21 protein-coding genes are annotated in these 20731 nt (G+C 66.9%); 11 read left to right on the top strand and 10 right to left on the bottom strand.

Annotated features, from left to right (window positions below; all coding sequences use genetic code 11):
• Window positions 1-14 precede the first annotated feature (14 nt).
• The 3 genes from recO to KCN53_RS07550 are packed head-to-tail and all read left to right on the top strand — an operon-like array spanning window position 15 to window position 4806.
• Entirely contained in the window at window positions 15-755 is a 741-nt protein-coding gene (recO, locus tag KCN53_RS07560) for a DNA repair protein RecO (protein WP_088712919.1), read from the top strand.
• 6 nt (window positions 756-761) lie between these two features.
• Entirely contained in the window at window positions 762-3044 is a 2283-nt protein-coding gene (parC, locus tag KCN53_RS07555; protein ID WP_088712920.1) for a DNA topoisomerase IV subunit A, read from the top strand.
• A gap of 34 nt (window positions 3045-3078) precedes the next feature.
• Window positions 3079-4806, top strand: coding sequence for a putative bifunctional diguanylate cyclase/phosphodiesterase (locus KCN53_RS07550; protein WP_172406255.1), 1728 nt, complete (start codon window positions 3079-3081; stop codon window positions 4804-4806).
• A gap of 10 nt (window positions 4807-4816) precedes the next feature.
• Here KCN53_RS07550 and KCN53_RS07545 read toward each other — a convergent pair whose 3' ends face one another.
• Genes KCN53_RS07545 through KCN53_RS07535 form a run of 3 tightly spaced genes read right to left on the bottom strand, consistent with a single transcriptional unit; the run spans window position 4817 to window position 7135 of the window.
• On the bottom strand, window positions 4817-5998 hold the full coding sequence (locus KCN53_RS07545; RefSeq protein WP_088712922.1) for a CCA tRNA nucleotidyltransferase: 1182 nt from the start codon (window positions 5996-5998) through the stop codon (window positions 4817-4819).
• On the bottom strand, window positions 5995-6588 hold the full coding sequence (locus KCN53_RS07540) for a CoA pyrophosphatase (RefSeq protein ID WP_088712923.1): 594 nt from the start codon (window positions 6586-6588) through the stop codon (window positions 5995-5997). Before KCN53_RS07540 ends, KCN53_RS07545 begins: the two co-directional genes overlap by 4 nt.
• Before the next feature lie 10 nt (window positions 6589-6598).
• Window positions 6599-7135, bottom strand: coding sequence for a DUF1285 domain-containing protein (locus KCN53_RS07535; RefSeq protein WP_088712924.1), 537 nt, complete (start codon window positions 7133-7135; stop codon window positions 6599-6601).
• Window positions 7136-7202: 67 nt separating this feature from the next.
• Here KCN53_RS07535 and KCN53_RS07530 point away from each other — a divergent pair, with 67 nt between their 5' ends.
• The 5 genes from KCN53_RS07530 to KCN53_RS07510 are packed head-to-tail and all read left to right on the top strand — an operon-like array spanning window position 7203 to window position 14387.
• Window positions 7203-8189: an AAA family ATPase gene (locus KCN53_RS07530; RefSeq protein ID WP_088712925.1), complete on the top strand. Its 987-nt coding sequence runs from the start codon at window positions 7203-7205 to the stop codon at window positions 8187-8189.
• Window positions 8186-9028: a DUF58 domain-containing protein gene (locus KCN53_RS07525; protein ID WP_088712926.1), complete on the top strand. Its 843-nt coding sequence runs from the start codon at window positions 8186-8188 to the stop codon at window positions 9026-9028. Before KCN53_RS07530 ends, KCN53_RS07525 begins: the two co-directional genes overlap by 4 nt.
• Window positions 9016-11673, top strand: a complete 2658-nt coding sequence (locus KCN53_RS07520; protein WP_088712927.1) for a DUF4159 domain-containing protein — start codon at window positions 9016-9018, stop codon at window positions 11671-11673. The genes KCN53_RS07525 and KCN53_RS07520 overlap by 13 nt, the downstream gene beginning before the upstream one ends.
• A 7-nt stretch (window positions 11674-11680) precedes the next feature.
• Window positions 11681-13714 (top strand): hypothetical protein, encoded by a 2034-nt coding sequence (locus KCN53_RS07515; protein WP_088712928.1) that lies wholly within the window; start codon window positions 11681-11683, stop codon window positions 13712-13714.
• A gap of 40 nt (window positions 13715-13754) precedes the next feature.
• Entirely contained in the window at window positions 13755-14387 is a 633-nt protein-coding gene (locus KCN53_RS07510) for a glutathione S-transferase family protein (protein ID WP_088712929.1), read from the top strand.
• 91 nt (window positions 14388-14478) lie between these two features.
• Here KCN53_RS07510 and KCN53_RS07505 read toward each other — a convergent pair whose 3' ends face one another.
• The 7 genes from KCN53_RS07505 to KCN53_RS07475 form a co-directional block, all read right to left on the bottom strand.
• Entirely contained in the window at window positions 14479-15129 is a 651-nt protein-coding gene (locus KCN53_RS07505) for a F0F1 ATP synthase subunit B family protein (protein ID WP_088712930.1), read from the bottom strand.
• A gap of 1 nt (window position 15130) precedes the next feature.
• Entirely contained in the window at window positions 15131-15700 is a 570-nt protein-coding gene (locus KCN53_RS07500; protein ID WP_143712243.1) for a F0F1 ATP synthase subunit B family protein, read from the bottom strand.
• A 34-nt stretch (window positions 15701-15734) separates the two neighbouring features.
• Window positions 15735-15962: a F0F1 ATP synthase subunit C gene (locus KCN53_RS07495; protein ID WP_088712932.1), complete on the bottom strand. Its 228-nt coding sequence runs from the start codon at window positions 15960-15962 to the stop codon at window positions 15735-15737.
• 21 nt (window positions 15963-15983) lie between these two features.
• Window positions 15984-16730 (bottom strand): F0F1 ATP synthase subunit A, encoded by a 747-nt coding sequence (locus KCN53_RS07490; protein ID WP_088712933.1) that lies wholly within the window; start codon window positions 16728-16730, stop codon window positions 15984-15986.
• A 9-nt stretch (window positions 16731-16739) separates the two neighbouring features.
• Window positions 16740-17093: an AtpZ/AtpI family protein gene (locus tag KCN53_RS07485; RefSeq protein WP_207790616.1), complete on the bottom strand. Its 354-nt coding sequence runs from the start codon at window positions 17091-17093 to the stop codon at window positions 16740-16742.
• A gap of 187 nt (window positions 17094-17280) precedes the next feature.
• Window positions 17281-18027: a thioredoxin domain-containing protein gene (locus KCN53_RS07480; protein ID WP_088712934.1), complete on the bottom strand. Its 747-nt coding sequence runs from the start codon at window positions 18025-18027 to the stop codon at window positions 17281-17283.
• 143 nt (window positions 18028-18170) lie between these two features.
• Window positions 18171-18761, bottom strand: coding sequence for a DUF721 domain-containing protein (locus KCN53_RS07475; RefSeq protein WP_088712935.1), 591 nt, complete (start codon window positions 18759-18761; stop codon window positions 18171-18173).
• Between the two features lie 26 nt (window positions 18762-18787).
• On the opposite strand from KCN53_RS07475, the gene KCN53_RS07470 reads away from it, so the two are divergent.
• The 3 genes from KCN53_RS07470 to KCN53_RS07460 are packed head-to-tail and all read left to right on the top strand — an operon-like array spanning window position 18788 to window position 20716.
• Window positions 18788-19840 carry an A/G-specific adenine glycosylase gene (locus tag KCN53_RS07470; RefSeq protein ID WP_088712936.1) on the top strand — a complete coding sequence of 351 codons (1053 nt, stop codon included), beginning with the start codon at window positions 18788-18790 and terminating at the stop codon, window positions 19838-19840.
• Window positions 19841-19849: 9 nt separating this feature from the next.
• Window positions 19850-20368, top strand: a complete 519-nt coding sequence (locus tag KCN53_RS07465) for a TspO/MBR family protein (protein ID WP_088712937.1) — start codon at window positions 19850-19852, stop codon at window positions 20366-20368.
• 24 nt (window positions 20369-20392) lie between these two features.
• Window positions 20393-20716 carry an accessory factor UbiK family protein gene (locus KCN53_RS07460; RefSeq protein WP_088712938.1) on the top strand — a complete coding sequence of 108 codons (324 nt, stop codon included), beginning with the start codon at window positions 20393-20395 and terminating at the stop codon, window positions 20714-20716.
• The last annotated feature ends 15 nt before the right edge of the window (window positions 20717-20731 follow it).

Below are 20731 nucleotides of genomic sequence, written 5' to 3'. Positions count from 1 at the left end.
CAGGCGCGGCGCCCATGCGCATCCAGGACGACGCGCTGCTGCTATCGGTTCGCCCCAGCGGAGAAAATGGCGCTGTCGTGCGCCTGTTCCTGCGTCAGCACGGCGTGCGCGCCGCCTATGTCCACGGTGCCAGGTCGCGCAGCCGGCGCGCGGTGCTTCAGCCGGGGGGACTGCTTTCGGCGGAGATCGAGGGGCGCAGCGAAGGGCGCCTGCCCATCGCCAGGCTCGAATCGCAAAGGGCCCGCGACGGGCTGATGACCGGCGCCCTGCCCCTTGCCGTCATCCCGTGGCTTACCGGCATTTTGGCGGGCGCATTGGCGGAAGGTGATCCGCATGCCGACCTGTTCGGGCGCGCCGACGCGCTGCTGGATCTCCTCGCGCTCGGGCCGGATGGGCCGGTCGCCGCGCGTGCGCTCGCGGAGTTCGAGGCCTCCTTGCTGGCGGAACTGGGATTCGCACTCGACCTTTCGGAATGCGCCGTGACCGGAGCGGTTACCGGCACACAGCTTGCCTATGTGTCGCCGCGCACCGGCAGGGCCGTCACACAAGAGGGGGCCGCCGGCTATGAAGCCCGCCTCCTCCCCCTGCCCGCCTTTCTGCTCGACCGTGCGGCACCTGCCGGCAGGGACGACCTTCTGGCCGCGCTGCGGCTGACGCGACACTTTCTGGTGAAGGACATATTGGCCGGCCAACGGGGCGCTCATCTCGAAAAGGCGCGAGACCTGATTGACGCGAGGCTCGCCCGCCTGCTCTAACGGGCCATGCTCGAAGATTCCTCGATCATCGACCGGCCCTTCGCGGACGAACTCAGCGATCGCTATCTCGTCTATGCCCTGTCCACCATCACGGCCCGGTCGCTGCCCGATGTTCGCGACGGGCTGAAGCCGGTTCACCGCCGGCTGCTATGGGCGATGCGGCTGCTGCGTCTCGACCCTGGTTCCGGTTTCAAGAAGTGCGCCCGCGTCGTTGGCGACGTCATCGGCAAATACCACCCGCATGGCGATCAGGCGGTCTATGACGCCATGGTGCGCCTCGCGCAGAACTTCGCGCTGCGCTATCCGCTCGTCGACGGACAGGGCAATTTCGGCAATGTCGACGGCGATGGTGCCGCGGCCATGCGCTATACGGAGGCGCGGCTGACAGCAGCCGCCAATGCCCTGATGGCGGGCCTCGATCAGGGAACGGTCGACTTCCGCGAGACCTATAATGGCGAGGACGAGGAGCCGGAGGTCTTCCCCGGGCTGTTCCCGAACCTCCTCGCGAACGGTGCGGCCGGCATTGCCGTGGGCATGGCCACCAGCATTCCGCCGCACAATATCGGCGAAATCGTCGACGCCGCCAAGCATCTGATCCGCTTTCCCGACGCCCCGACCGAAACCCTGATCCGCAAGGTAAGGGGGCCGGACTTTCCGACCGGCGGCGTCCTCGCCGAGGATGAGGCCACCATCCTGCGCGCTTATGAAACGGGACGCGGTTCGCTGCGCGTGCGTGCGCGCTTCTATGCCGCCGACGAAGCGGATGAGGCGCGGCGCGAGGCCGGTATCGAGAGCCTGGGCGGGGGACAGTGGCAGCTCGTCATTACCGACATTCCCTACCAGGTCCAGCGCAGCAAGCTGATCGAGCAGATCGCGACGCTGGTCACCGACCGGAAACTGCCGATCCTCGACGATGTGCGCGACGAAAGCGCTGAGGAAACGCGCATCGTCCTCGTGCCGAAGAGCCGCAACGTCGACCCGGATATCCTGAAGGAAAGTCTTTATAAACTAACGGACTTGGAAAGCCGGTTCAGTCTTAACCTGAACGTGCTCGACAAGGACCGGACGCCCCGGGTCATGGGCCTGCGGGACTTGCTGACGGCATGGCTCGAGTTTCAGTTCGACATGCTGCGGGCGCGCACCCGGCACCGGCTCGGCAAGATCGATGCCCGGCTCGAACTGCTCGAAGGCTATCTGGTCGCCTATCTCAATCTCGACCGGATCATTGAGATCATCCGCACCGAGGATGAGCCCAAACAGGTCATGATGGCGGAGTTTTCGCTGAACGACCGGCAGGCCGAAGCCATCCTCAACATGCGCCTGCGCTCGCTCCGGCGCCTCGAGGAAATGGAGATTCGCCAAGAGGATAGCGAGCTTCGCTCAGAGCGCGAAGAGCTCTCGAGGCTGCTTGAGAGCGAGGACCTGCAGCGCGAGCGCATGAAGGCCGATCTAACCGAGCTGAAGAAGAACTTCGGCGACCCGCGCCGGACGCAGATCGAAGCGGCCGCGCCAACGCGCGACATCCCGCTGGAAGCGATGATCGAGCGTGAGCCGATCACGGTAATCCTGTCGAAGCGCGGCTGGGTGCGCGCGCTGAAGGGACATGCGGAGCTGGCCTCGCTCGAAAGCCAGAAGTTCAAGGAAGGCGATGCCTTCGCCCAAGCCTTCCATGCGCAGACGACCGACAAGCTGCTCGTGGCCGCCGACGATGGCCGCTTTTTCACTCTCGGCGCCGACAAGCTGCCGGGCGGCCGCGGCTTCGGCGAGCCGGTGCGCGCCATGATCGATATCGATGCGGAGGCCGGCATCCGCACCATGTTCGTAGCCTCGGCAGCCGAACAGGTTCTCCTCGCCGCCACCGACGGACGCGGCTTCCTCGCCGAGACTTCGGAGCTTATCGCGGAGACCCGCAAGGGCCGCCAGGTCATGGGGTTCCGGCCAGGCGCGAAGCTGCTCGACGTCGTGCCGGTCGACCCTCAGCACGACCATGTTGCCAGCTATGGTACCAACCGGCGGCTTCTGGTCTTCCCGCTCGACCAGATGCCCGTCCTTGCCCGGGGAAAGGGGGTGATGATCCAGCGCTTCCGCGAGTCCGAGCTTGCCGCGATTACGACCCTGAAGCTCGAAGAAGGCCTCAGCTGGCCCATGGGCGGCGGCAGTGGCCGTACCCGTACGGAAACCGACCTGACCGTCTGGCTGGGCTCGCGCGGCGGAACCGGACGCTCGCCGCCGACGGGCTTTCCCCGCCAGGCCCCTTATTTTCCGCGCATTTCGGCGGAAGACGAGTAACCTCATCTTAATGTCATTGCGGCATGGGACCGATATGGCGGCCATCGAAGCCCTGTCGAAACTATCCTTGACCGAGGGGCGCAGCGATCCGGCCGGCTCAGCGGATGCATCCTCTCTGCTCGACGCGCTTCCGGTAGGTGTTGCGGTATTTGCGCTGTCGAACACCGGCAAGCCCTGCTGCCGGACGGTCAACGAACAGCTCCGCCACTGGATATCGCGTCCTTCCGAAACGCTGGTCGGCTTGCCCTTCGAGGGCTTCCCGCTGTTCGAATCCGCGCCGATCATCGGCGAACAGCTCGCCGGCATGCTGGCGGGCAAGAAGATGCCCGGCGGCCGCATCAATTTTTCCAGCGCGTCTGCGGCTGGAGACCGGCATTTCTCCGCAGAAGTCCGTCCCTTCACCGATGTGGAAGGGCGCAAGGCGCTCGTCTGCGTGCGGGACCGCGCCCCGGAACTCTACGCCGAAACGCATCTGCGGGCGACGATGCTCATGGACTCGCTTACCGGCCTTCCCAACCGGCTGGCGCTGACCGAGCGGCTCGACGAGCTCATGGCGGCGGGCGAGACGCGGCCGGCGATCATCATTGTCAATATCGACCGCTTCAACCGCATCAACGAAAGCCTCGGGGCGACGGTGGGGGACGAGTTCCTCATCGCGCTGGCCCGGCGGCTCAGCGGATGCATCCGGTCGAACGACTGCGTGGCGCGCCTGGCTGCTGACGAATTCGCCATCCTGATCGGCCGGCTCGGCCCCGAAAGTGACGGCGCCGACGTCATCGACCGGATTCACGAGCGCCTGCGCGAGCCCTTCGCCCTGTCTGGCGGCGAGGTCTATGTCACCGCCACCATCGGCCTCGCCGTCATGAACGACCGGGTCGCGGATGCCGAGGATCTCTTGCATCAGGCGGACTATGCGCTGCGAACCGCGAAGCAGGAGGGCGGCACGGTGGAAACCTACCTGCCGCGCGACCACAGCCGCGAAATCGGCCTGTTTCATCTCGAGGCGGAGCTGCGCCGCGCGATCGAACGCGACGAACTGATGCTGGCGTTCCAGCCGCTGGTGAATCTCGAGACCGGGCGCATCGAGGGCGCCGAAGCCCTGTCGCGCTGGTTTTGCGAGGAGCAGGGTGTCGTCCTGCCCGCGGATTTCATCCCGATGGCGGAGGAGACCGGCCTGATCGTCCCGCTGGGCCGCGCCGCACTACGCCACGCCTGCGAACGCCTCGCCTATTGGCGGCGGGCCATTCCCGCGGCGCACGACCTGCAGGTCGCCGTCAACGTGTCCAGCGTCCAGTTCCGCCGCGACGACCTTGTGGCGACGGTCGTGGAGGCCCTCGCTCTCGCCGACCTCCCGGGCGACGCACTCAAGATCGAACTCACCGAGAGCGCCATCGTGTCCGAGCCCGAGCGCGTGCGTCAGGTCTTTCACCAGCTGAAGGAATTGGGCTGCACCATCGCCATGGACGATTTCGGCACCGGCTATTCCTCGCTCAGCTACCTTCAGTCCTTTCCCATCGACGTCCTCAAGATCGACCAGAGCTTCGTGCGCGGCATGCTAGACAGCGAGGATAGTCAGAACATCATCGACGCGATCCTCTCCCTCGCCCGCTCGCTCGACATGCGCACGATTGCGGAGGGCGTGGAGACCGAATTGCAGATGCGCTCGCTCAAGGCGGCGGGCTGTCATGCCGGTCAGGGTTTCTACTTCGCCCGGCCGCTGTTCGAGGAAGACTTCATCGCAAAGCTCGGCGAACTCGCCTAGCACGCTGCTCCTACGAGAGCGCTCTCGCGATCAGTGCGTCGACCTGGCCGGTATCGTCCGGAAATCCCGCCTCGACCCACATGGTCTCGAACCGTTTCAGCCTCTCACTCACCTCCGGCCCGGGAGCGAGTCCGCGCGCGATCAGGTCGCGGCCTTTGATCGGCAGCACAGGCGGTACGAAGCTGGTCCGGGCGGCGATCTCTTCCGGCTCCATATCCCCCAGCAGCGCACGGTCGAGCGCTGTTTCCAGCCCGTCATAATAGGCATCTGCAGCAAAGCTGTGGCTTGGCGACCGCGCGAGCGCCTTCGCGGTGCGCAGCTGCTGAGCCTTCGACAGCTTGAGGCGCTTTGCCACCAGCAGGCCCGTCTCGGGGTCCGGCGGCAAGGCAGCGGCAAGCCGGCGTAGAGGGTCCCCGTCCAGCCCCGCCTCGTCCTCACGCTTTACAAGACGTTCCAGCCGATCGGTCCCTGCCGGGGTGAATTCCGGCAGCACGGGACGCCACACCCCGTGCGCCACCATCAGGCCCATGGTGGGCGACGGCTTCGCGGCGGCAAGAAGCTTCAGCAATTCCTGCGCCACCCGCTCGCGTGACAGCGCCATCAGGTCGTTTGCCCGGGCGGTGCAGGCGTCCAGGCCGTCGGTGTCGGGCTGGCCCTCACCGAACCGCGCGTGGAAGCGGAAGAAGCGCAGGATCCTCAGATGGTCTTCCGCGATCCGCTCATAGGCATCGCCGATGAAGCGTACCCTCCCCGCTTTGAGGTCGTCGAGTCCGCCGAAATAATCGGTCACCGCCCCCTCCGGGAGGAACGCGTTCATGGCATTGAAGGTGAAGTCGCGGCGACGCGCATCCTCTCGCCAGTCATCGGTAAAGGCGACATCGGCATGGCGGCCATAGCTGGTTACGTCGCGCCGCAGCGTGGTCACCTCGGCCACCAGGTCGTCGGCGACCGCGGTCACCGTTCCATGGGCGAGACCGGTCGGGATGGCCTTCAGGCCCGCCTTCTGCAGCCGCGCCATGACGTCATCGGGCGCGAATTCCGTGGCTAGGTCGATGTCGCTGGTCGCGCGGCCTGTCAGCGCGTCGCGCACGGCCCCTCCCACCAGCCGCGTACGTCCGCTCGCCGCATCCAGCGCCGATAGCAGGCTCCGCCCGTCCTCGCCGGTCGTCCAGGGCTGCGGCGGCAGCTTCACGACAGGCCCGCAAGCGTCCGCGACAGGTTGACGATGATGCCCGCCGTCGCGCCCCAGACATGTTGCGGCTGCCAGTCGATGGTGAAGTAGCGGCGCATCCGGCCCTGCCACTCGGCTTCCTGTTCGATATGGTTCGCGGCATCGAGGGCATGGCCAAGCGGAATCTGAAAAATCTCCGAAACTTCCGGCTCATGCGCGCGGTAGCTGAGGCCTGGTGGGATAACGCCGACTACGGGCGTGATCAGGTAGCCGGTGCCCGTGCGATAGGATTCCAGCGGCGCGATCACGTCCACTTCGCTTTGTGGCAACGCTACCTCTTCTTCGGCCTCGCGAAGCGCCGTTTCGACCGGCCCCTCACCTGGATCTGAGCGTCCACCGGGAAAGGCGACCTGTCCGGCATGACGCGTCATGCGGGCATTGCGCACCGTCATCAGCAAATGCGGTTCGGGCTGGTCGACGATGCCCACCAGGACGGCCGCGGGCTTCAGGGTCAGGGCGCCCGCATCGTCGTAATCGTCGACCGTCAGCGCGGCGCCCGAGGTTCCGGGGCTGTAGCCGCTCAGTCGCCGCCGAATATCGTCGACCTTCATACCGCGACCTTCACTCTGCCCCCGGCTCCAGGGAATAGAACCGACCGGACGCGAACACACCGGCCAGGCCGCTGCTATTCTCCGTCACCAGCTCTGCCAGCGAGTACCAGGCGGGGCGCGACAGTTTGGCGCTGAGCCCGCGGTCGAGCGTCAGGACTGGCGTGTTGTCAGAGCGCACGCGGACGGGAAATTCCGGCGAAACAACATATTCGTCGCCATTGTTCAGGCGAAAGCGAAGTTCCTGTTCGTCGCCCCGCCCGTCCACCGACAGTTCGGCCGCGATCAGCGGCGTATCTTCGACGTCGATGGTCAGTTTTTCTACCGGCGTCACAAGGACATAGCTCTCCCCCTCGCGCCGCAGAACATGCGAAAACAGCCGGACCAGCCGTTCCCGGCGGATCGGATTGCCTTCATGATACCAGCTGCCGTCGGCGGCGATGCGCATGTCGCTATGGCCGCGCAGCGGGGGATCCCACTGCTCGATGGGGGGGCGGCCGCGCGGAAGTTCGGCGGCCAGGGCGTTGAGAAATCGGGAACTGGCGGACATGGCGCTCTATCCTATAAGCGTGGGCTGGCGGGGGCGGCAATCATATGAGAGTAATCGACAGGCAATCATGAACCGACCCGAGAGTCTCCCGGACCCCCAGGCAGCCATTGCGCGTCTCGATACGCTTGCGGAGCGATTCGACCGCGCCCGCCGCGAAATCTCGCGCAGCGTGATCGGTCAGGAAGAAGTTGTCGAGCAGGTTCTCGTCACGCTCCTGGCGGGCGGTCATGCCCTGCTTGTCGGCCTCCCCGGCCTTGCGAAGACCCGCCTCGTCGGCGCGGTCGGCACTGTGCTGGGTCTGGGCAATGCGCGCATCCAGTTCACGCCCGACCTTGTCCCTGCGGACATCCTCGGCGCCGAGGTGCTCGAGAGCGCCGCCGACGGCAGCCGGACGTTCCGTTTTGTCGAAGGGCCGGTCTTCACCCAGCTCCTGATGGCAGACGAAATCAATCGGGCCAGTCCGCGTACCCAGTCCGCTCTTCTCGAGGCGATGCAGGAGCGGCAGGTAACCAGCGCGGGTACCGTACGCGCCCTGCCCCGCCCCTTCCACGTCCTCGCAACGCAAAATCCCATCGAGCAGGAGGGGACGTATCCGCTGCCGGAAGCGCAGCTCGACCGTTTCCTCTTCCAGATCGACGTCGGCTTTCCCTCCGCCGAAGACGAGCGGCGCATGCTGCTCATGACGACGGGCGCGGAAGATTCCGTACCCCAGCGCGTCGGGGACCCGGACGACCTTCTGGAGGCGCAGGCGCTTCTGCGGCACATGCCGGTCGGCGACGATCTTCTCGACGCGGCGCTATCGGCGGTGCGCAGCCTCCGCCCCGACGAGACCGATACCCGCCTTGCCTGGGGCCCGGGTCCGCGCGCCGGGCAGGCGCTCATCATGACCTCGAGAGCCCGCGCGTTTCTCCACGGCCGCAGCAGCCCTATCGTAGAGGACCTCGCCGCCTGCCTGCCTCCCGCGCTGCGTCACCGTATGGCCCTCAGCTATGCCGGGCGCCGCGAGGGCCTGACCGTCTCGGGCCTGATCGGGGACGCTGCGCGCAGCCTGTGAAGCCCGGGGCGATCCTCGAAGAAGCCGGCCGTATCGCAGAGCGGATCGGGCCGCTCCCCCTCGGCCAGATGTTCGCGCGCGGCCGCCGCGGACAGGGCATCCATCGCCGGCGCCGCACAGGCTCCGGGTCGGAATTCTGGCAGTTTCGCAATCTCGAACCGGGCGAACCTGCCTCGCGCATCGACTGGCGCCGTTCCGCGCGCAGTGACGACATGTTCGTGCGTGAGCGTGAGCAGGAAGACCCCGCACGGCTCGTCCTCGACCTCGATGGCACCGGTTCGATGCGCTTCTCGTCGGATCCGTCCTTGCCGACGAAGGTCTCACGCGGGGCGGTCATTTTGACCGCGCTCGGCCTCGCTGCCCGCGCCGCCGACGAGATGGTGGTCGCCGGAGGAACTCCCCTGCGCCGCGCCGAGGATCTGCCGATGCTGCTCGACCGCAGCGAGGGCGCGCCGCCGGCCGCCGGCACCGACAGCCTTCTCGTCATGGCGGGCGATTTTCTCGACGCTGACTGGACGATCCGCTTGTCCGAGGCGCGGCGCGGCGGGGCGGCAGTGCTGCTTCTCCATGTCGTCGATCCGGCGGAGGCGGCCTTTCCCTTTAGCGGCCATGTTCGCTTCGAGCCTGCGGAGGCGGAACCGGTTCGCGAACTCGGCAGGGCCGAAGAGGTTGCGGACGCCTACCATGCCGCCTGGCGGCGGCATCTCGATATGGTCGCCGCAGCGGCCGCCGACGAGCATGCTGCACTCGTCTCGCACACAACCGATAGGCCCGCTGACGAAGCCGTAGCCGAACTGGCCGCGCTGATCGGCGATCCGGAGGCGCAATGGGCGGCCTGAGCTTTGCCGCTCCGTTCCTGCTCGCAGCGCTGGCGGTGCTGCCCGCGCTCTGGCTGCTGCTGCGCCAGACGCCGCCGCCGCCGCGCTCGGCCCGGCTTCCCACCCTCATTCTGCTTGCCGAGGCGGACATTCCGCCCGATCGCGCGAAGCGACCGCCCTGGCTTCTCCTGCTTCTGCGGCTCCTCATTCTCGGCCTCGTCGTCTTGGGGCTGGCCGGGCCCGAGTGGCGACCCGAGCTCGAGCGCGCGCCGCCGGATCGCCTCGCGCTCGTCATCGACAATGGCTGGGCGTCGGCCGATCGCTGGGCCGAGATGGTGGACGCCGCCGAACGCCGCATCGAAGCTTACGAGACCGCCGGAACGCGGTTCGCCGTGATTCCCACCGCACGCCTGGATACCGTTACGGAGCAGGGACCTGCTGATCGTTCTGACAGCCCGGCCGCTGCCCGTTTTACCGATGCCGAAACCGCGCTGTCGCTCATTTCGGCGCTGCGCCCCCGGCCCTGGGGGCCGGACCGCGCCGCCGCCGCAGAGCGGGTCCCGCCGGCAGACGATTTCCTGTGGATCTCGGACGGGTTCGAGACCGGGGGCGCGGCTGCCCTGCGCAGCCGTCTGGAAGGCGGCGCTATCCTCGCCTTTCCCGCCGGATCGCCGGTCTTCCTTGCCGCGGAGCCTACCAGCGGCGGCGTGGCCGGGCGGCTTGCCGCTCCGGAGGACACCGAAACGCCCGCCCTGCTGACGCTGCGCTCGCATACCGGGCGCAGCCTCCAGGAGACGCGCGTTCCGGTCCAGTCGGGCGGCGCGACCTTCCGACTCGACCTCGGCGCCGCCGACCTTCGTGAAGGCGAGCGCCTCTCCGCGGGCCCTTCGGCGGCCTCGACCTTTCTGCTCACCGGTGCATCGGCGAGTCCGCGCCTGTCTCTCGTTGCGTCGGAGGAAAATCGCCCGCCGCTCGAAACCGGCGCCTTCTACATCCGCCGCGCCGCCGAACCCGTTGCCGATGTCGAGACCATGTCGCTCGAAGAGGCGGTCACGCGCGAGAGCGGGCTTATCATTCTCGACGACGTACCCGTCGCGCAGGCGGCGGCCGAACCGCTTCTCGCCCGCGTGGAGGAGGGGCTCGTGCTCGTCAGCTTCGCTGGTGAGCGTATCGCGGAAAATGGGACCTCCCTCAGTCCCGTGGCGCTGCGGCGCGGCGCCCGGGCCTTTGGCGGGACCCTGACATGGCAGCAGCCGATGACCGTTGCCGGCTTTGCCAGCGATGGTCCTTTGGCAGGGCTGCCGCTGGACGAAAGCGCAGTCATCCGCAGACAGCTTCTCACCGAACCGCCTGGCCGTGACGTCATGGTGTGGGCGACGCTGGAGGACGGAACGCCCCTCGTGACCGCCGAGCGGCGCGGCGACGGCCTTCTCGTCCTCGTTCATACGGCCGCGTCGCCGGACTGGTCCGACCTTCCCCTCTCTGGCCTGTTCGCGCAGATCGTCGGGCGCTTAGCCCGGCTCGGCAGCGACCCGCAGGCCTTCGACATCGCCTCCACGGCCCCATGGCGCCTCGAGCGCCAGCTGGACGGCCACGCACGGCTCGGACCACCGGACCGCGCTGCGGTCATCAGCCCGGACGACTGGGCGAGCGCCCGTGCCGGACCGGACACCCCGCCCGGCCTCTATCGGAGCGGCGACCTCGTCCGCCCTCTGAACACGGCGTCCGCGCTGCCGCCCGACTTCCGCTTCGAAGACCTCGCGCGCGGCGGTCTGCGGCCCGCCGAAGCGGTAGAGACCGTTAGGCCGCTCGGCGCCTGGCTGCTCTCGGCAGCGCTGGCGCTCCTCCTGCTGGATATGCTCGTCGCTCTCGCCTTGCGCGGCCGCCTGTCGCTGCGCAGCTCCTCTCGCCCCGGAATGGGCATGAAAGCCTCCGGGGCAGCGGTCCTGGTGCTGGCGTCGCTGCTGTCCTTCGCCGCCCCGTTACAGGCGCAGCCGCTCATCGCGCCGTCGACGTCCGCAGCGGAGCGCGAGGCCGATCTGCAACTCGCCTTCATCGGCGGCACGGCTGCGGACGATGAAGTTCGCGAGGGGCTGAGAGGCCTGTCGCGCACGCTTGCCCGTCGAACCGCTGTCGCGGCCGGAGAGCCGGCGGCCATTTCGGCGAGCGCCGACGATATCGGCCGCTATCCCCTCGTCTATTGGCCGGCCTATGCGCGCGGCGCGATGAGTGCGGCGGAGGCGGCGAATATCCGCAACTATCTCTCGCGCGGCGGGCTCGTCCTGTTCGACTTCGGCCGGCCGCTGGGCGCGGGCACCGACGCCCGCACCCTGCTTGGCGCGCTCGGGCTACCGCCTTTGTCGGAGGCGACGCCCGACCATGTGCTTCTGAAAAGCTACTATCTGCTCGACGGCACCCAGGGCGGCGCGCTGTGGGTGGAGGCCGATACGGAGGGTGACAGCGGCCGGGTCAGCAGCGTCGCAATCGGCGGCGGCGACTGGGCGCGGCTCTGGGGCGGAACGGCAACCGCCGCCCCCTCCGAGCGCGAAGCGGCACTCCGCTTCGGGGTCAATCTGGTCATGTACGCCCTGACCGGCACCTACAAGGCGGACCAGGTTCATACCGAAACGCTGCTCGATCGCATCGGGCGTGGCCGGGCCGACTAGAGAGATCATGCCGAATTTTCCGTCAGTTATTCCGGACCTTTCCGATCTCGTCTTTGCGCCTGCGATTCCGCTTTGGCTGCTGGGCGTCGCCGCTGCTCTCCTTGTCGCCTTTCTGGTCTTCACACTGCTGCGTGCCCCGCGCCACGCCCTGCTGCGCGGGCTGGCGGGGTTCGTCATCCTCGCCATCCTTGCCAATCCCGCAATCGAACATGAGCGGCGCGAGGCGGCCGACGATATCGGCCTGCTCCTCGTCGACACGTCGGGGAGCATGGCTATCGGCGAGCGGCAAGCCCAGGTCGAGGCTGCGCTTGAGACGCTGCGTGCACGGGGTGACGGCATCGAGTGGCAGGTGCGCCGTATCGGGGCCGAAGACCGCGAAGGTACGCGCCTCGGCACGGGGATCGAAGCGGCGGTGGCGGCAGCGGAGTCGCGCCGGCTTGGGGCCGTTCTCGTCTTCTCCGATGGCGTCAGCCGCGATTCTCCGGCCGCGCGCCTGCTCCCCGCGGGCGTGCCCTTGCATCATCTCGTTGCCGGCACGCGTCAGCCCGACGATCGCCGTCTCGTCGCGCGCGAAGTGCCGCCCTTCACCGTGGCGGGTACCAGCGCCGAACTCGTTGTCAGCGTCGAGGACTCGGTCGAGGGCAGCATGCCGCTCACCATCCGGACCAGTGCGGGGTACCGCAAGGAGACCATGGTGCGCGCCAATGAGGAGGTGCGGCTAAGCGTTCCGGTGGACCGGCGCGGCGAGCTCGATGTCGCGCTCAGCGTTCCGGTGCGAAGCGGCGAGGCCACCCGGCTCAACAACGAGCAGCTTCTCTCGCTCCGCGGCGTGACCGAGCGCCTCTCCGTCCTGCTGGTTTCGGGGCGGCCCTATCCCGGCGGGCGTGTGTGGCGGGACCTGTTCAAGGCCGATCCGAATATCGACCTCGTCCATTTCACCATCCTCAGGCTGCCCACCAGTTTCGATACGACCGCGCCTCAAGACCTTGCGCTAATTCCCTTCCCCGTCGAGGAGTTGTTCCAGGAACGCCTCTCCGATTTCGACCTGATCATTTTCGATCGCTTCGACCTGACGCCGCTCATGTCGCCCATCTATTTCCACAATATCGCGCAGCGTATGCGTGCGGGCGGAGGCCTCCTCGTCGTTGCCGGTCCGGAGTTCGACGGGCGCGACAGCCTGGGCTTCACGGATCTCGCACCGGTGCTTCCCGCGCAGCCGGCCGGAGGCGAGTACCGCCAGGACTTCCGGCCGCAGCTCTCTCCCGACGGACGCCGCCATCCCGTCACCCGTACGCTCGTTCCGGCGGGAAGGGACGCCGACTGGGGCGCATGGGGGTCGCTCGCCGAAGTGACCCGGCGCGGCGGCGATATGCTCATGACCGGTCCCGGCGGGCGTCCCCTTCTCCTCCTCGACCGGGAGGGCGAGGGCCGTGTCGGCCTGATCGCGTCCACCGACATCTGGTGGTGGTCGCGTAGTGTCGAAGGCGCCGGGCCGCATAGCGAGCTGCTGCGCCGGGTCGCCCACTGGCTGATGCAGGAGCCCGATCTCGACGAGGAACAGCTCCATGTCGAGGGCGGTCCCGGCGAACTCCGCATCGACAGCGACAGCATGGTCCCCCTCACCGGCGCCAGCATAACCGGCCCCGGCGGCGACAGGCAGGACGTCTCGCTGCCGGAAAGCGGCGAACGCACCGTAGAGGTCGGGGCAGCCGGCCTTTACGAAGTCGCGGCAGGACAGCGCCGCCGCTTCGCGCTGGTTGGCAACATTCAGGAATTCCGCCGCATCGCCCCAGACGAGGAGGCGCTGGCGCCCGCTGTTGAGGCCAGTGGCGGCGGCACCTTCTGGCTCGAAGACGGCATTCCCGACATTCGCCGCACCGACATTGACGACCGCGCCGCGGGCACGGACTGGGCGGGCCTGGTCCGGCGCGAGGCCGGCGCGCTCATCGCCGTCGACACCGCACCTCTCATTCCCGCCTGGGCAGCACTCGTCACCCTCCTCGCGCTGCTGGGCGGCGCATGGTGGCGAGAACGAAAATGACAGTTGAGGGCCGGGGGCACCTCGGACAGGACATCGCCCCATGAAGCTCTACAACATGAAACAGGCCACGAATCCGCGCCGGGTTCGCATCTATCTCGCCGAAAAAGGGATCGAGGTTCCTACCCAGGACGTCGACATCATGTCGGGCGAGAACCGGTCCGAGGTCTATCTCGCCGTGAACCCGCGCGGCACCCTTCCCGCGCTTCAGCTCGACGACGGCACCGTTATCGACGAGTCGATCGCCATCTGCCGCTATTTCGAGACGCTCCATCCCCAGCCGCCGCTTTTCGGCATCGGTGCACTGGAGCAGGCGCAGGTTGAGCAATGGCAGCGCCGCATCGAGTTCGACGGATTCTTCAACGTGGCCTCGGTCTTTCGCAACACCGCGCCGCATTTCGCAACGCGTTCGGCGCCGGGCAGCGCCCCCGATACCAGGCAGATCCCCGACCTGGCAGAGCGCGGCCGCATCCTCCTGCCCGGTTTCTTCCGGATGGTCGATGATCGGCTTCGGGACCGGCAATTCGTCGTAGGCGACACGCTCACGGTGGCCGACATTACGCTCTTCTGCACGATAGGCTTCGCGCGCTGGGTCGATATCGGCATTCCGGACGACTGCCCCAACCTGCACCGCTGGAACGAGGCCTTCCGCCAGCGCCCCAGCGCGAAGGCCTGAGCCCTTCAGGCTATTCAACCGCGCAAAGAAAAACCCGGATGCCGCCAGACACCCGGGTTCACATCACCTCTCGAAAACTTGACGAGGGCGCTTAGTTCAGGCGCGCATTCAGGTCGGAAATCGCCTTGTCGGTCATTGCCTGCCGCTCGGCTGCATCCATCTCGTCCGCGATCAGCCGTTCGGCCGCAGTGGTCGCCAGAGCGGCCACACGCGCGCGCAGCTCGCGTTCGGCGGTCCGTTCGGCTGCCGAGATCTTGGTCTCCGCCGCTTCCTTGCGCCGTTCGACCATGGCATCGGCCGTCTTTTCCGCCTCGGCAAGCATCGCTGCCGCCTCGGTCCGGGCATTTTCCAGGATTGCCTCGGCGTCCTTGGCGCTCTGCTCGGCCTTGCGCTGCTGTTCGGCAAGCATGGCTTCGGCTTCGGCGCGAAGGGCCTTGGCTTCCTCGAGTTCGGAGCGGATGCGACTGCTGCGACTGTCGAGCGCGCCGACCAGCTTCGACGGGACTTTCTGCCATACGAGAATCGCGACGAAGATGACGCAGGCCACGGCAACCCAGGCCGTGCTGTCCATACCCAGGAAATATTCGTGATTGGCGCCGTCCTGTTCGGCGGCCACAACCTGCGCGCCCTGCGCCTCAGGAGTGCCCTCACCGACTGCGTCGAGGACGATCTCGTTCGGCGGTCCAAGCACTTCCTCGGACTGACTCGCGGGAACTTCGACGTCGCGAACGTCCTGCATCATCTCAAACCCTCGCTGAGGCGACGGCGGCCGCCGCCTTGTCGTCCGCCGGGCGGGTGCCGGTCAGTTTTTCGACGATATCCTTGGTAGCGTCGGCGGCGATGGCATCGAGCTTGCCCAGCGCCTTCTCGCGCGCGGCATTCAGCTCCTCTTCGGCCGCCGCGAGGCGGGCCTGCGCGGCCTTGTCGGCCTCTGCCATCCGCGCTTCGTTCGCTTTGGCCGCCTCGGCCTTGGCATCGGCGATCAGGCCCTGTGCCCGGGCGCGGGAGCTTGCAAGCGATGCCTCATAGGCCTCTTGCTTGGTGTCCGCGTCCAGCCGCGCCTTGTCCGCCGCATCCAGATCGCCGCCGATGGTGTTGGCACGGGTTTCCGCCACGCCGGCAACCTTCGGCAGCATCGCCCTCATCAGCAGGTAAAGCAGGCCGAAGCTTATCATCAGCCAGAAGACCTGGCTGGCCGCCACATTCTCGAAATCGAACTGCGGCATGCCCCCGCTTCCTTCTTCGGCGGGCGCTGCAAAGGCGGGCGCCGCCAGAAGGGATGCGAGAAGTCCTGGGATGATCGGCTTCGGCATGATCGTCACCTGCGTTCTGTCTGCCTTTGGTCGCTTATACGGCGAAGAGCAGGAGGAGCGCGACGAGGAACGCGAAGATGCCGAGGGCTTCGGCCACGGCGAAGCCGAGGATCAGCGTGCCCTGCTGCGAGGAGGCAGCGGCCGGATTGCGCAGCGCGCCCTGCAGGAAGAAAGCGAAGATCAGGCCAACGCCGATGGCGGCGATACCGATGCCCATCGCGGCCAGGCCGGCGCCGAAATACTGTGCTGCTTCTGCGGTCATTTCGAAATTCCTTTCAGCTACTTAGTGTTCGAGATTGATAGAGTCGTTCAGGTAGATGGTGGCCAGCAGCGCGAAGACATAGGCCTGGACCACGGCCACTAGAAGTTCGAGCGCGTATAGCGCAACGTTCATGATCAGCGGCAGGACGGCGACGACCGACCAGATGCCGCCGGCAAGGCCGAGGCTGATCACGAAGCCCGCGAACACCTTCAGAAGGATATGACCGGCGGTCATGTTCGCGAAGAGACGTACGGAAAGGGTGATGGGCCGCGACAGGAAGCTGACGATCTCGATGAAGATCATAAGCGGCACGAGCCAGAGCGGCGTGCCGGGCGGCAGGAAGTAGCTGAACCAGTGAATGCCGTGACGCGCGATACCGATGATGATGCACATCACGAAAATCAGCGCCGCAAACGCGAACGTGACCGCCAGGTGGCTCGTCACCGTGAAGGAATAGGGCAGCAGGCCGGCGACGTTCGCCACCAGGATGAACATGAACAGGGTGAAGATGAAGGGAACGTACTTCTTCCCCTTCGGCCCGATATTCTGGTCCACCATGCCGTGGACGAAATCGTAGATGGACTCGACGGCGGACTGCCAGCGCCCGGGAACCAGCTCGGCTTTGCGCATGCCCAGGAACATGAACAGCCAGATCAGGACCAGTGCCCCGATCATGAACGCCGAGGCGTTGGTGAAGGACAGATCGTAACCCGACACCTCGATCGGATAGACGGGTTTGATCTCGAACTGTTCAAGCGGACTTGCCACGCGCTCGCCTTACCATTTCTCGTCTTCGTCGTCGTCCTCGACCACCGGCAGCGCTTCCAGGTCCGCCTGCGTGAACTTCGCGTTTTCCTGCCTTACGGCCCGCATCAGGTTGTTGAACCCCGCAGCAAGCCCCAGCAGGAACATGCCGATCAGAAAGATCGGCGACGTGTCCAGCAGGCGGTCGAGCCAAAAGCCGATCGCCGCCCCGACCAGGACACCGGCCACCAGTTCCACCGCGAGCTTCGTTCCCTTTGCGAAGGCACTACCCGCCACCTCTCGGGGCGTGGCCGGGCCTTCGGCGCGTTTTCTAGCGGCAGCGAGGCGGGCTTCGAAGGGAAGCTCGTCTGAGCGGGGCTCGGTCAAAATCAAGAGACTCCCGCGTCTCGCAGATCGGCGAAGAACGCATATGGAAACGGCAAGCGACGGTTGGCGGCACGAAGGCACCCTGCCGAGGCAGCGCCCCTTTAGGTAGGCCCTCTCGCCGAGTCAACGACTTGGTCGGGTGTCCTGTCCTTTTGGCTTGTTCTCGCCGCGGTACGGAGTTCGGACCTTACAGCGCGGCGTCGAGACGCTCCTTCACCTGTTCCCATGTCGAGGCGTCGATCCGCTCGCCGTTGACGACGAAGGTCGGCGTGCCGGTCAGGTCATAGGTTTCGACAGCGTCCTGGCGAATGGCCTCGACCTCGGCCAGCGTCTCTTCGTCTCGAACGCAGCTTTCGAATTTCGAGCCGGGAATGCCCCGCGCGCGCACGAACTCGTCAACGCCGCCCATGCGGCCGAATTCGACCATGGCGTCCTGCGGGTCCATCGTACCCAGCCGCTCCAGATCGGCGCGCTCCATCTGCTGGAAATTGCCCAGCCACCCGCGCTGATTCTCGAAAAAGGCATCTGCGAGGGCAAAGAACGCCTCGGGGGTCTGACAGCGGGCAACCGCCGTCACGACGAAATCGGGCTGGTTCAGCACGAAGGTACGCAGTTCATAGCTGACGTCGCCGCTCGCAATATACTCGCCTTTCAGCTCGGGCATCGCCTCTTCGTGAAAGGTCGCGCAGTGCGGACAGGCCAGCGAGGCGAACTCGACCAGCTTCACAGGCGCATCGGGATTGCCGATGCGATAGCCGCCCTCCTCGGTCTTCGCGATGGTCCGGACCCAGTTCTCGCTTCCCTCCGCAGCCTTGAGGTTGCTGTCCGCACCGGCTTCGGCGGCACCGGCAGTGGCTTCATCGCCGCTGTTGCACGCCGCCAGGAGCGCGGCGGCGGCCAGCATGGACGCGGTGGATTTCAGGCTGAAGTTCATGTCGGATTCCTTGAACGCGGCCCGGTCGGACCTTCGGTTTCACCTTACGCGCGACCTAGGCGCGAGCCCTCGATCTTGTCAAAGTGCTCCGCTCACCGAGCGCGTCCGCCAGAGAAAGAATATTCCCTGCGCGTCCGCCCGGCTCAGCTGATCTTGGGTGGCCCCTTCGTGACCGAGATCTGCGCAGCCAGCGATTCGAGCTGCGCGCGAAGATCGTCATCTTCGATGACTTTCAGGTCCTGGCGCTCGTCCTCGTCGAGTGTACGCGGCGCGGTGGCGATCCGGTGCTCCCCGACGGTTTCCGGGTCCACCATTCCGTGACGCAGTTGCAGCCGCGCGACCGCCCCGTAGCCGAAAAAGCGGTTCACCTTCTCCAGGATGGTGGGCTCGGCGTGCTGAACATGAGGTGCGCGCGCGGCGCCCACCGTCACGCATAGCGTGCCGCCGCTACGCTTGCCCTGCGGAAAGCGAATCTGGTCGGGCTGGGTGATGCGCGCAAGCTCGGCGCCGACGATTTCGGGCCACCGCGCCACGACCGCGCTCTCGACGAATCCGAAGCGGCGGAAAGTACGGCGGCCCACGCGCGGGACCAGCTCGGCGATGGTCCGCACATGGCCGATTCGGCCGCCGAAACCGGACTTGCCCCCCGCCTTTGCCCCGGAGCTGCGACCGCCCTTGCCCGCGCCGCGGCGCGGAGCCGCGCCCGGTTCTTTTTCATCGCTCCCTTTCGTCATGCGTCCGAGCTTGCCAGAAGAGGCGCATGAGCGCCACCGATGCGCGCGCCGCTCCCGGCGCTTTCCAGTCCGCACTCCTGTCCTGGTACGACCGCCATGCGCGCGTCCTGCCCTGGCGCGTGCCGCCGGGCAGCGAGGAGCGGGCCGACCCCTACCGCGTCTGGCTGTCCGAAGTGATGTTGCAGCAGACCGTCGTGAAGGCGGCCATTCCCTATTTCGAAGCCTTCACCATGCGCTGGCCGACGGTCGAGAATCTGGCGGCTGCGCCCGACGAGGACATTCTCGCCGCCTGGGCGGGCCTTGGCTATTACGCCCGCGCCCGCAACCTGATCGCCTGTGCGCGCACCGTCGCGGAGATGGGGGGTTTTCCCGACACCGAGGAGGGGCTGCGCGCCCTGCCGGGCCTCGGGCCCTACACGTCCGCCTCGATCGCGGCGATTGCATTCGGCCGGCCCGCCACCGTCGTCGACGGGAATATCGAGCGCGTGATGGCACGGCTCTTCATGGTGGAAACTCCCCTTCCCGCAGCAAAGCCCGACCTGCGTGCGGCTGCCGATCTGCTGACGCCGCGGGAGCGTCCCGGCGACTATGCGCAGGCGCTGATGGACCTCGGCGCGGTCATATGCCGCCCGAAGGCACCGACCTGCCTGACCTGCCCGGTCGCGGACTTTTGCGAGGCGCGCGGCAACGCTCCCGAGCGCCTTCCGCGAAAGCAGCCGAAACAGGCAAAGCCAGTGCGCCACGGCCTTGCCTATTGGGCCGAATCGCGCGGCAAGCTCCTGATCGTCCGCCGCCCGCCAAAGGGGCTGCTCGGCGGCATGGCGGCGCTGCCCGCAAGCGACTTTACCGACAGCCCGCCGCGGCTGGGCGACGGCGCGCCGTTCACCGCGAAATGGCACCGGACGGGCCGTACGATCGATCACGTCTTCACCCATTTCCGGCTGAGGCTCGAGATCGTCAAAGCGAAGACGAGCTTGGCGAACGGGCCGGGGGAATGGGTCCCGCTGGACCGGCTGGAGGAGGCCGGCCTCCCGACGCTGTTTCGAAAGGCGGTGAAAACAATGCTCGCCGCGCGTTAAGGGGGGACCATGACCAGGTCTCCTACCCCCTCGCCGCCCGCATCCTCGCGCCGTCCCATGCTGATCGGCGCGCTCATCGTACTCGTTCTCGGCTCGGCGATCGGCCTTGCCGTACAGACGGGCGAAGGCGGCTGGTACGAGGCGCTGACAAAGCCCGCCCTCACCCCTCCCGATTATCTGTTCGGTATCGTCTGGCCGGTTCTCTATCTCCTCATCGGCGCGGCGGCCGGACGGATCTGGGCGCGGCGCGGTCACCCGCTCGCGGGCCGCGCGCTGTTCTGGTTCGCGCTCCAACTCGGCCTCAATCTCGCCTGGACTCCGGTCTTTTTCGGGCTGCAGCAGGTCGAGCTTGGCCTCGGCGTCATCCTCGCCCTCAATGTCGCCGCCATCTGGACGACCGTCCGGTTCGGCCGGATAGACCGAACCGCCGCGCTGTTGATGCTGCCCTACCTTGTCTGGATCGCCTTTGCCGCGGTGCTCACCTTCCGCATCTGGCAACTGAACCCGGCACTACCTACCTTTATCTGACGAATCAGAAGGACGACAGACGCCATGCAGAGTCAGAACCGCTTTCTCGACGATCTCAGCCGCCTCGCGACCGGCGCCGCCGGCACCATGGCGGGCATGGGCCGCGAAATGGAATCGCGCTTCAAGGATCGCATGCGCGAGCTGCTTGCCGACATGGACCTCGTCCAGCGCGAGGAGTTCGAGGCGGTGAAGGAGATGGCCGCCAACGCCCGCGCCGAAGCCGACGAGCTGCGCGCCCGGGTCGAAGCGCTCGAGGCTGCCGGCGGCGCCGGTGCTGCCAAGCCCGCCGCGACCAAGGCCAAGGCCTCGAAGCCGAAGCCGAAGCCGAAGGCCGACCCGTCGTCCTGACGTCAATTATCCACA

It is taken from the genome of Pacificimonas aurantium (genome assembly GCF_020092905.1).
In the GTDB taxonomy this organism is placed as follows: Bacteria; Pseudomonadota; Alphaproteobacteria; order Sphingomonadales; family Sphingomonadaceae; genus Pacificimonas; species Pacificimonas aurantium.
Note: the sequence above shows the minus strand (reverse complement) of the source record. Positions and strands in the feature narration are given on the sequence as shown.

Bases quoted from the DNA above. Each gene is read 5' to 3' on its own strand.
- KCN53_RS07510 (WP_088712929.1), top strand. From the start codon at position 13,755: ATGAAGCTCTACAACATGAAACAGGCCACGAATCCGCGCCGGGTTCGC.
- KCN53_RS07470 (WP_088712936.1), top strand. From the start codon at position 18,788: ATGAGCGCCACCGATGCGCGCGCCGCTCCCGGCGCTTTCCAGTCCGCA.
- KCN53_RS07505 (WP_088712930.1), bottom strand. From the start codon at position 15,129: ATGATGCAGGACGTTCGCGACGTCGAAGTTCCCGCGAGTCAGTCCGAG.
- KCN53_RS07465 (WP_088712937.1), top strand. From the start codon at position 19,850: ATGACCAGGTCTCCTACCCCCTCGCCGCCCGCATCCTCGCGCCGTCCC.
- KCN53_RS07500 (WP_143712243.1), bottom strand. From the start codon at position 15,700: ATGCCGAAGCCGATCATCCCAGGACTTCTCGCATCCCTTCTGGCGGCG.
- KCN53_RS07535 (WP_088712924.1), bottom strand. From the start codon at position 7,135: ATGTCCGCCAGTTCCCGATTTCTCAACGCCCTGGCCGCCGAACTTCCG.
- KCN53_RS07515 (WP_088712928.1), top strand. From the start codon at position 11,681: ATGCCGAATTTTCCGTCAGTTATTCCGGACCTTTCCGATCTCGTCTTT.
- KCN53_RS07540 (WP_088712923.1), bottom strand. From the start codon at position 6,588: ATGAAGGTCGACGATATTCGGCGGCGACTGAGCGGCTACAGCCCCGGA.
- KCN53_RS07460 (WP_088712938.1), top strand. From the start codon at position 20,393: ATGCAGAGTCAGAACCGCTTTCTCGACGATCTCAGCCGCCTCGCGACC.
- KCN53_RS07550 (WP_172406255.1), top strand. From the start codon at position 3,079: ATGGCGGCCATCGAAGCCCTGTCGAAACTATCCTTGACCGAGGGGCGC.
- recO (WP_088712919.1), top strand. From the start codon at position 15: ATGCGCATCCAGGACGACGCGCTGCTGCTATCGGTTCGCCCCAGCGGA.
- KCN53_RS07520 (WP_088712927.1), top strand. From the start codon at position 9,016: ATGGGCGGCCTGAGCTTTGCCGCTCCGTTCCTGCTCGCAGCGCTGGCG.
- KCN53_RS07495 (WP_088712932.1), bottom strand. From the start codon at position 15,962: ATGACCGCAGAAGCAGCACAGTATTTCGGCGCCGGCCTGGCCGCGATG.
- KCN53_RS07475 (WP_088712935.1), bottom strand. From the start codon at position 18,761: ATGACGAAAGGGAGCGATGAAAAAGAACCGGGCGCGGCTCCGCGCCGC.
- parC (WP_088712920.1), top strand. From the start codon at position 762: ATGCTCGAAGATTCCTCGATCATCGACCGGCCCTTCGCGGACGAACTC.
- KCN53_RS07530 (WP_088712925.1), top strand. From the start codon at position 7,203: ATGAACCGACCCGAGAGTCTCCCGGACCCCCAGGCAGCCATTGCGCGT.
- KCN53_RS07480 (WP_088712934.1), bottom strand. From the start codon at position 18,027: ATGAACTTCAGCCTGAAATCCACCGCGTCCATGCTGGCCGCCGCCGCG.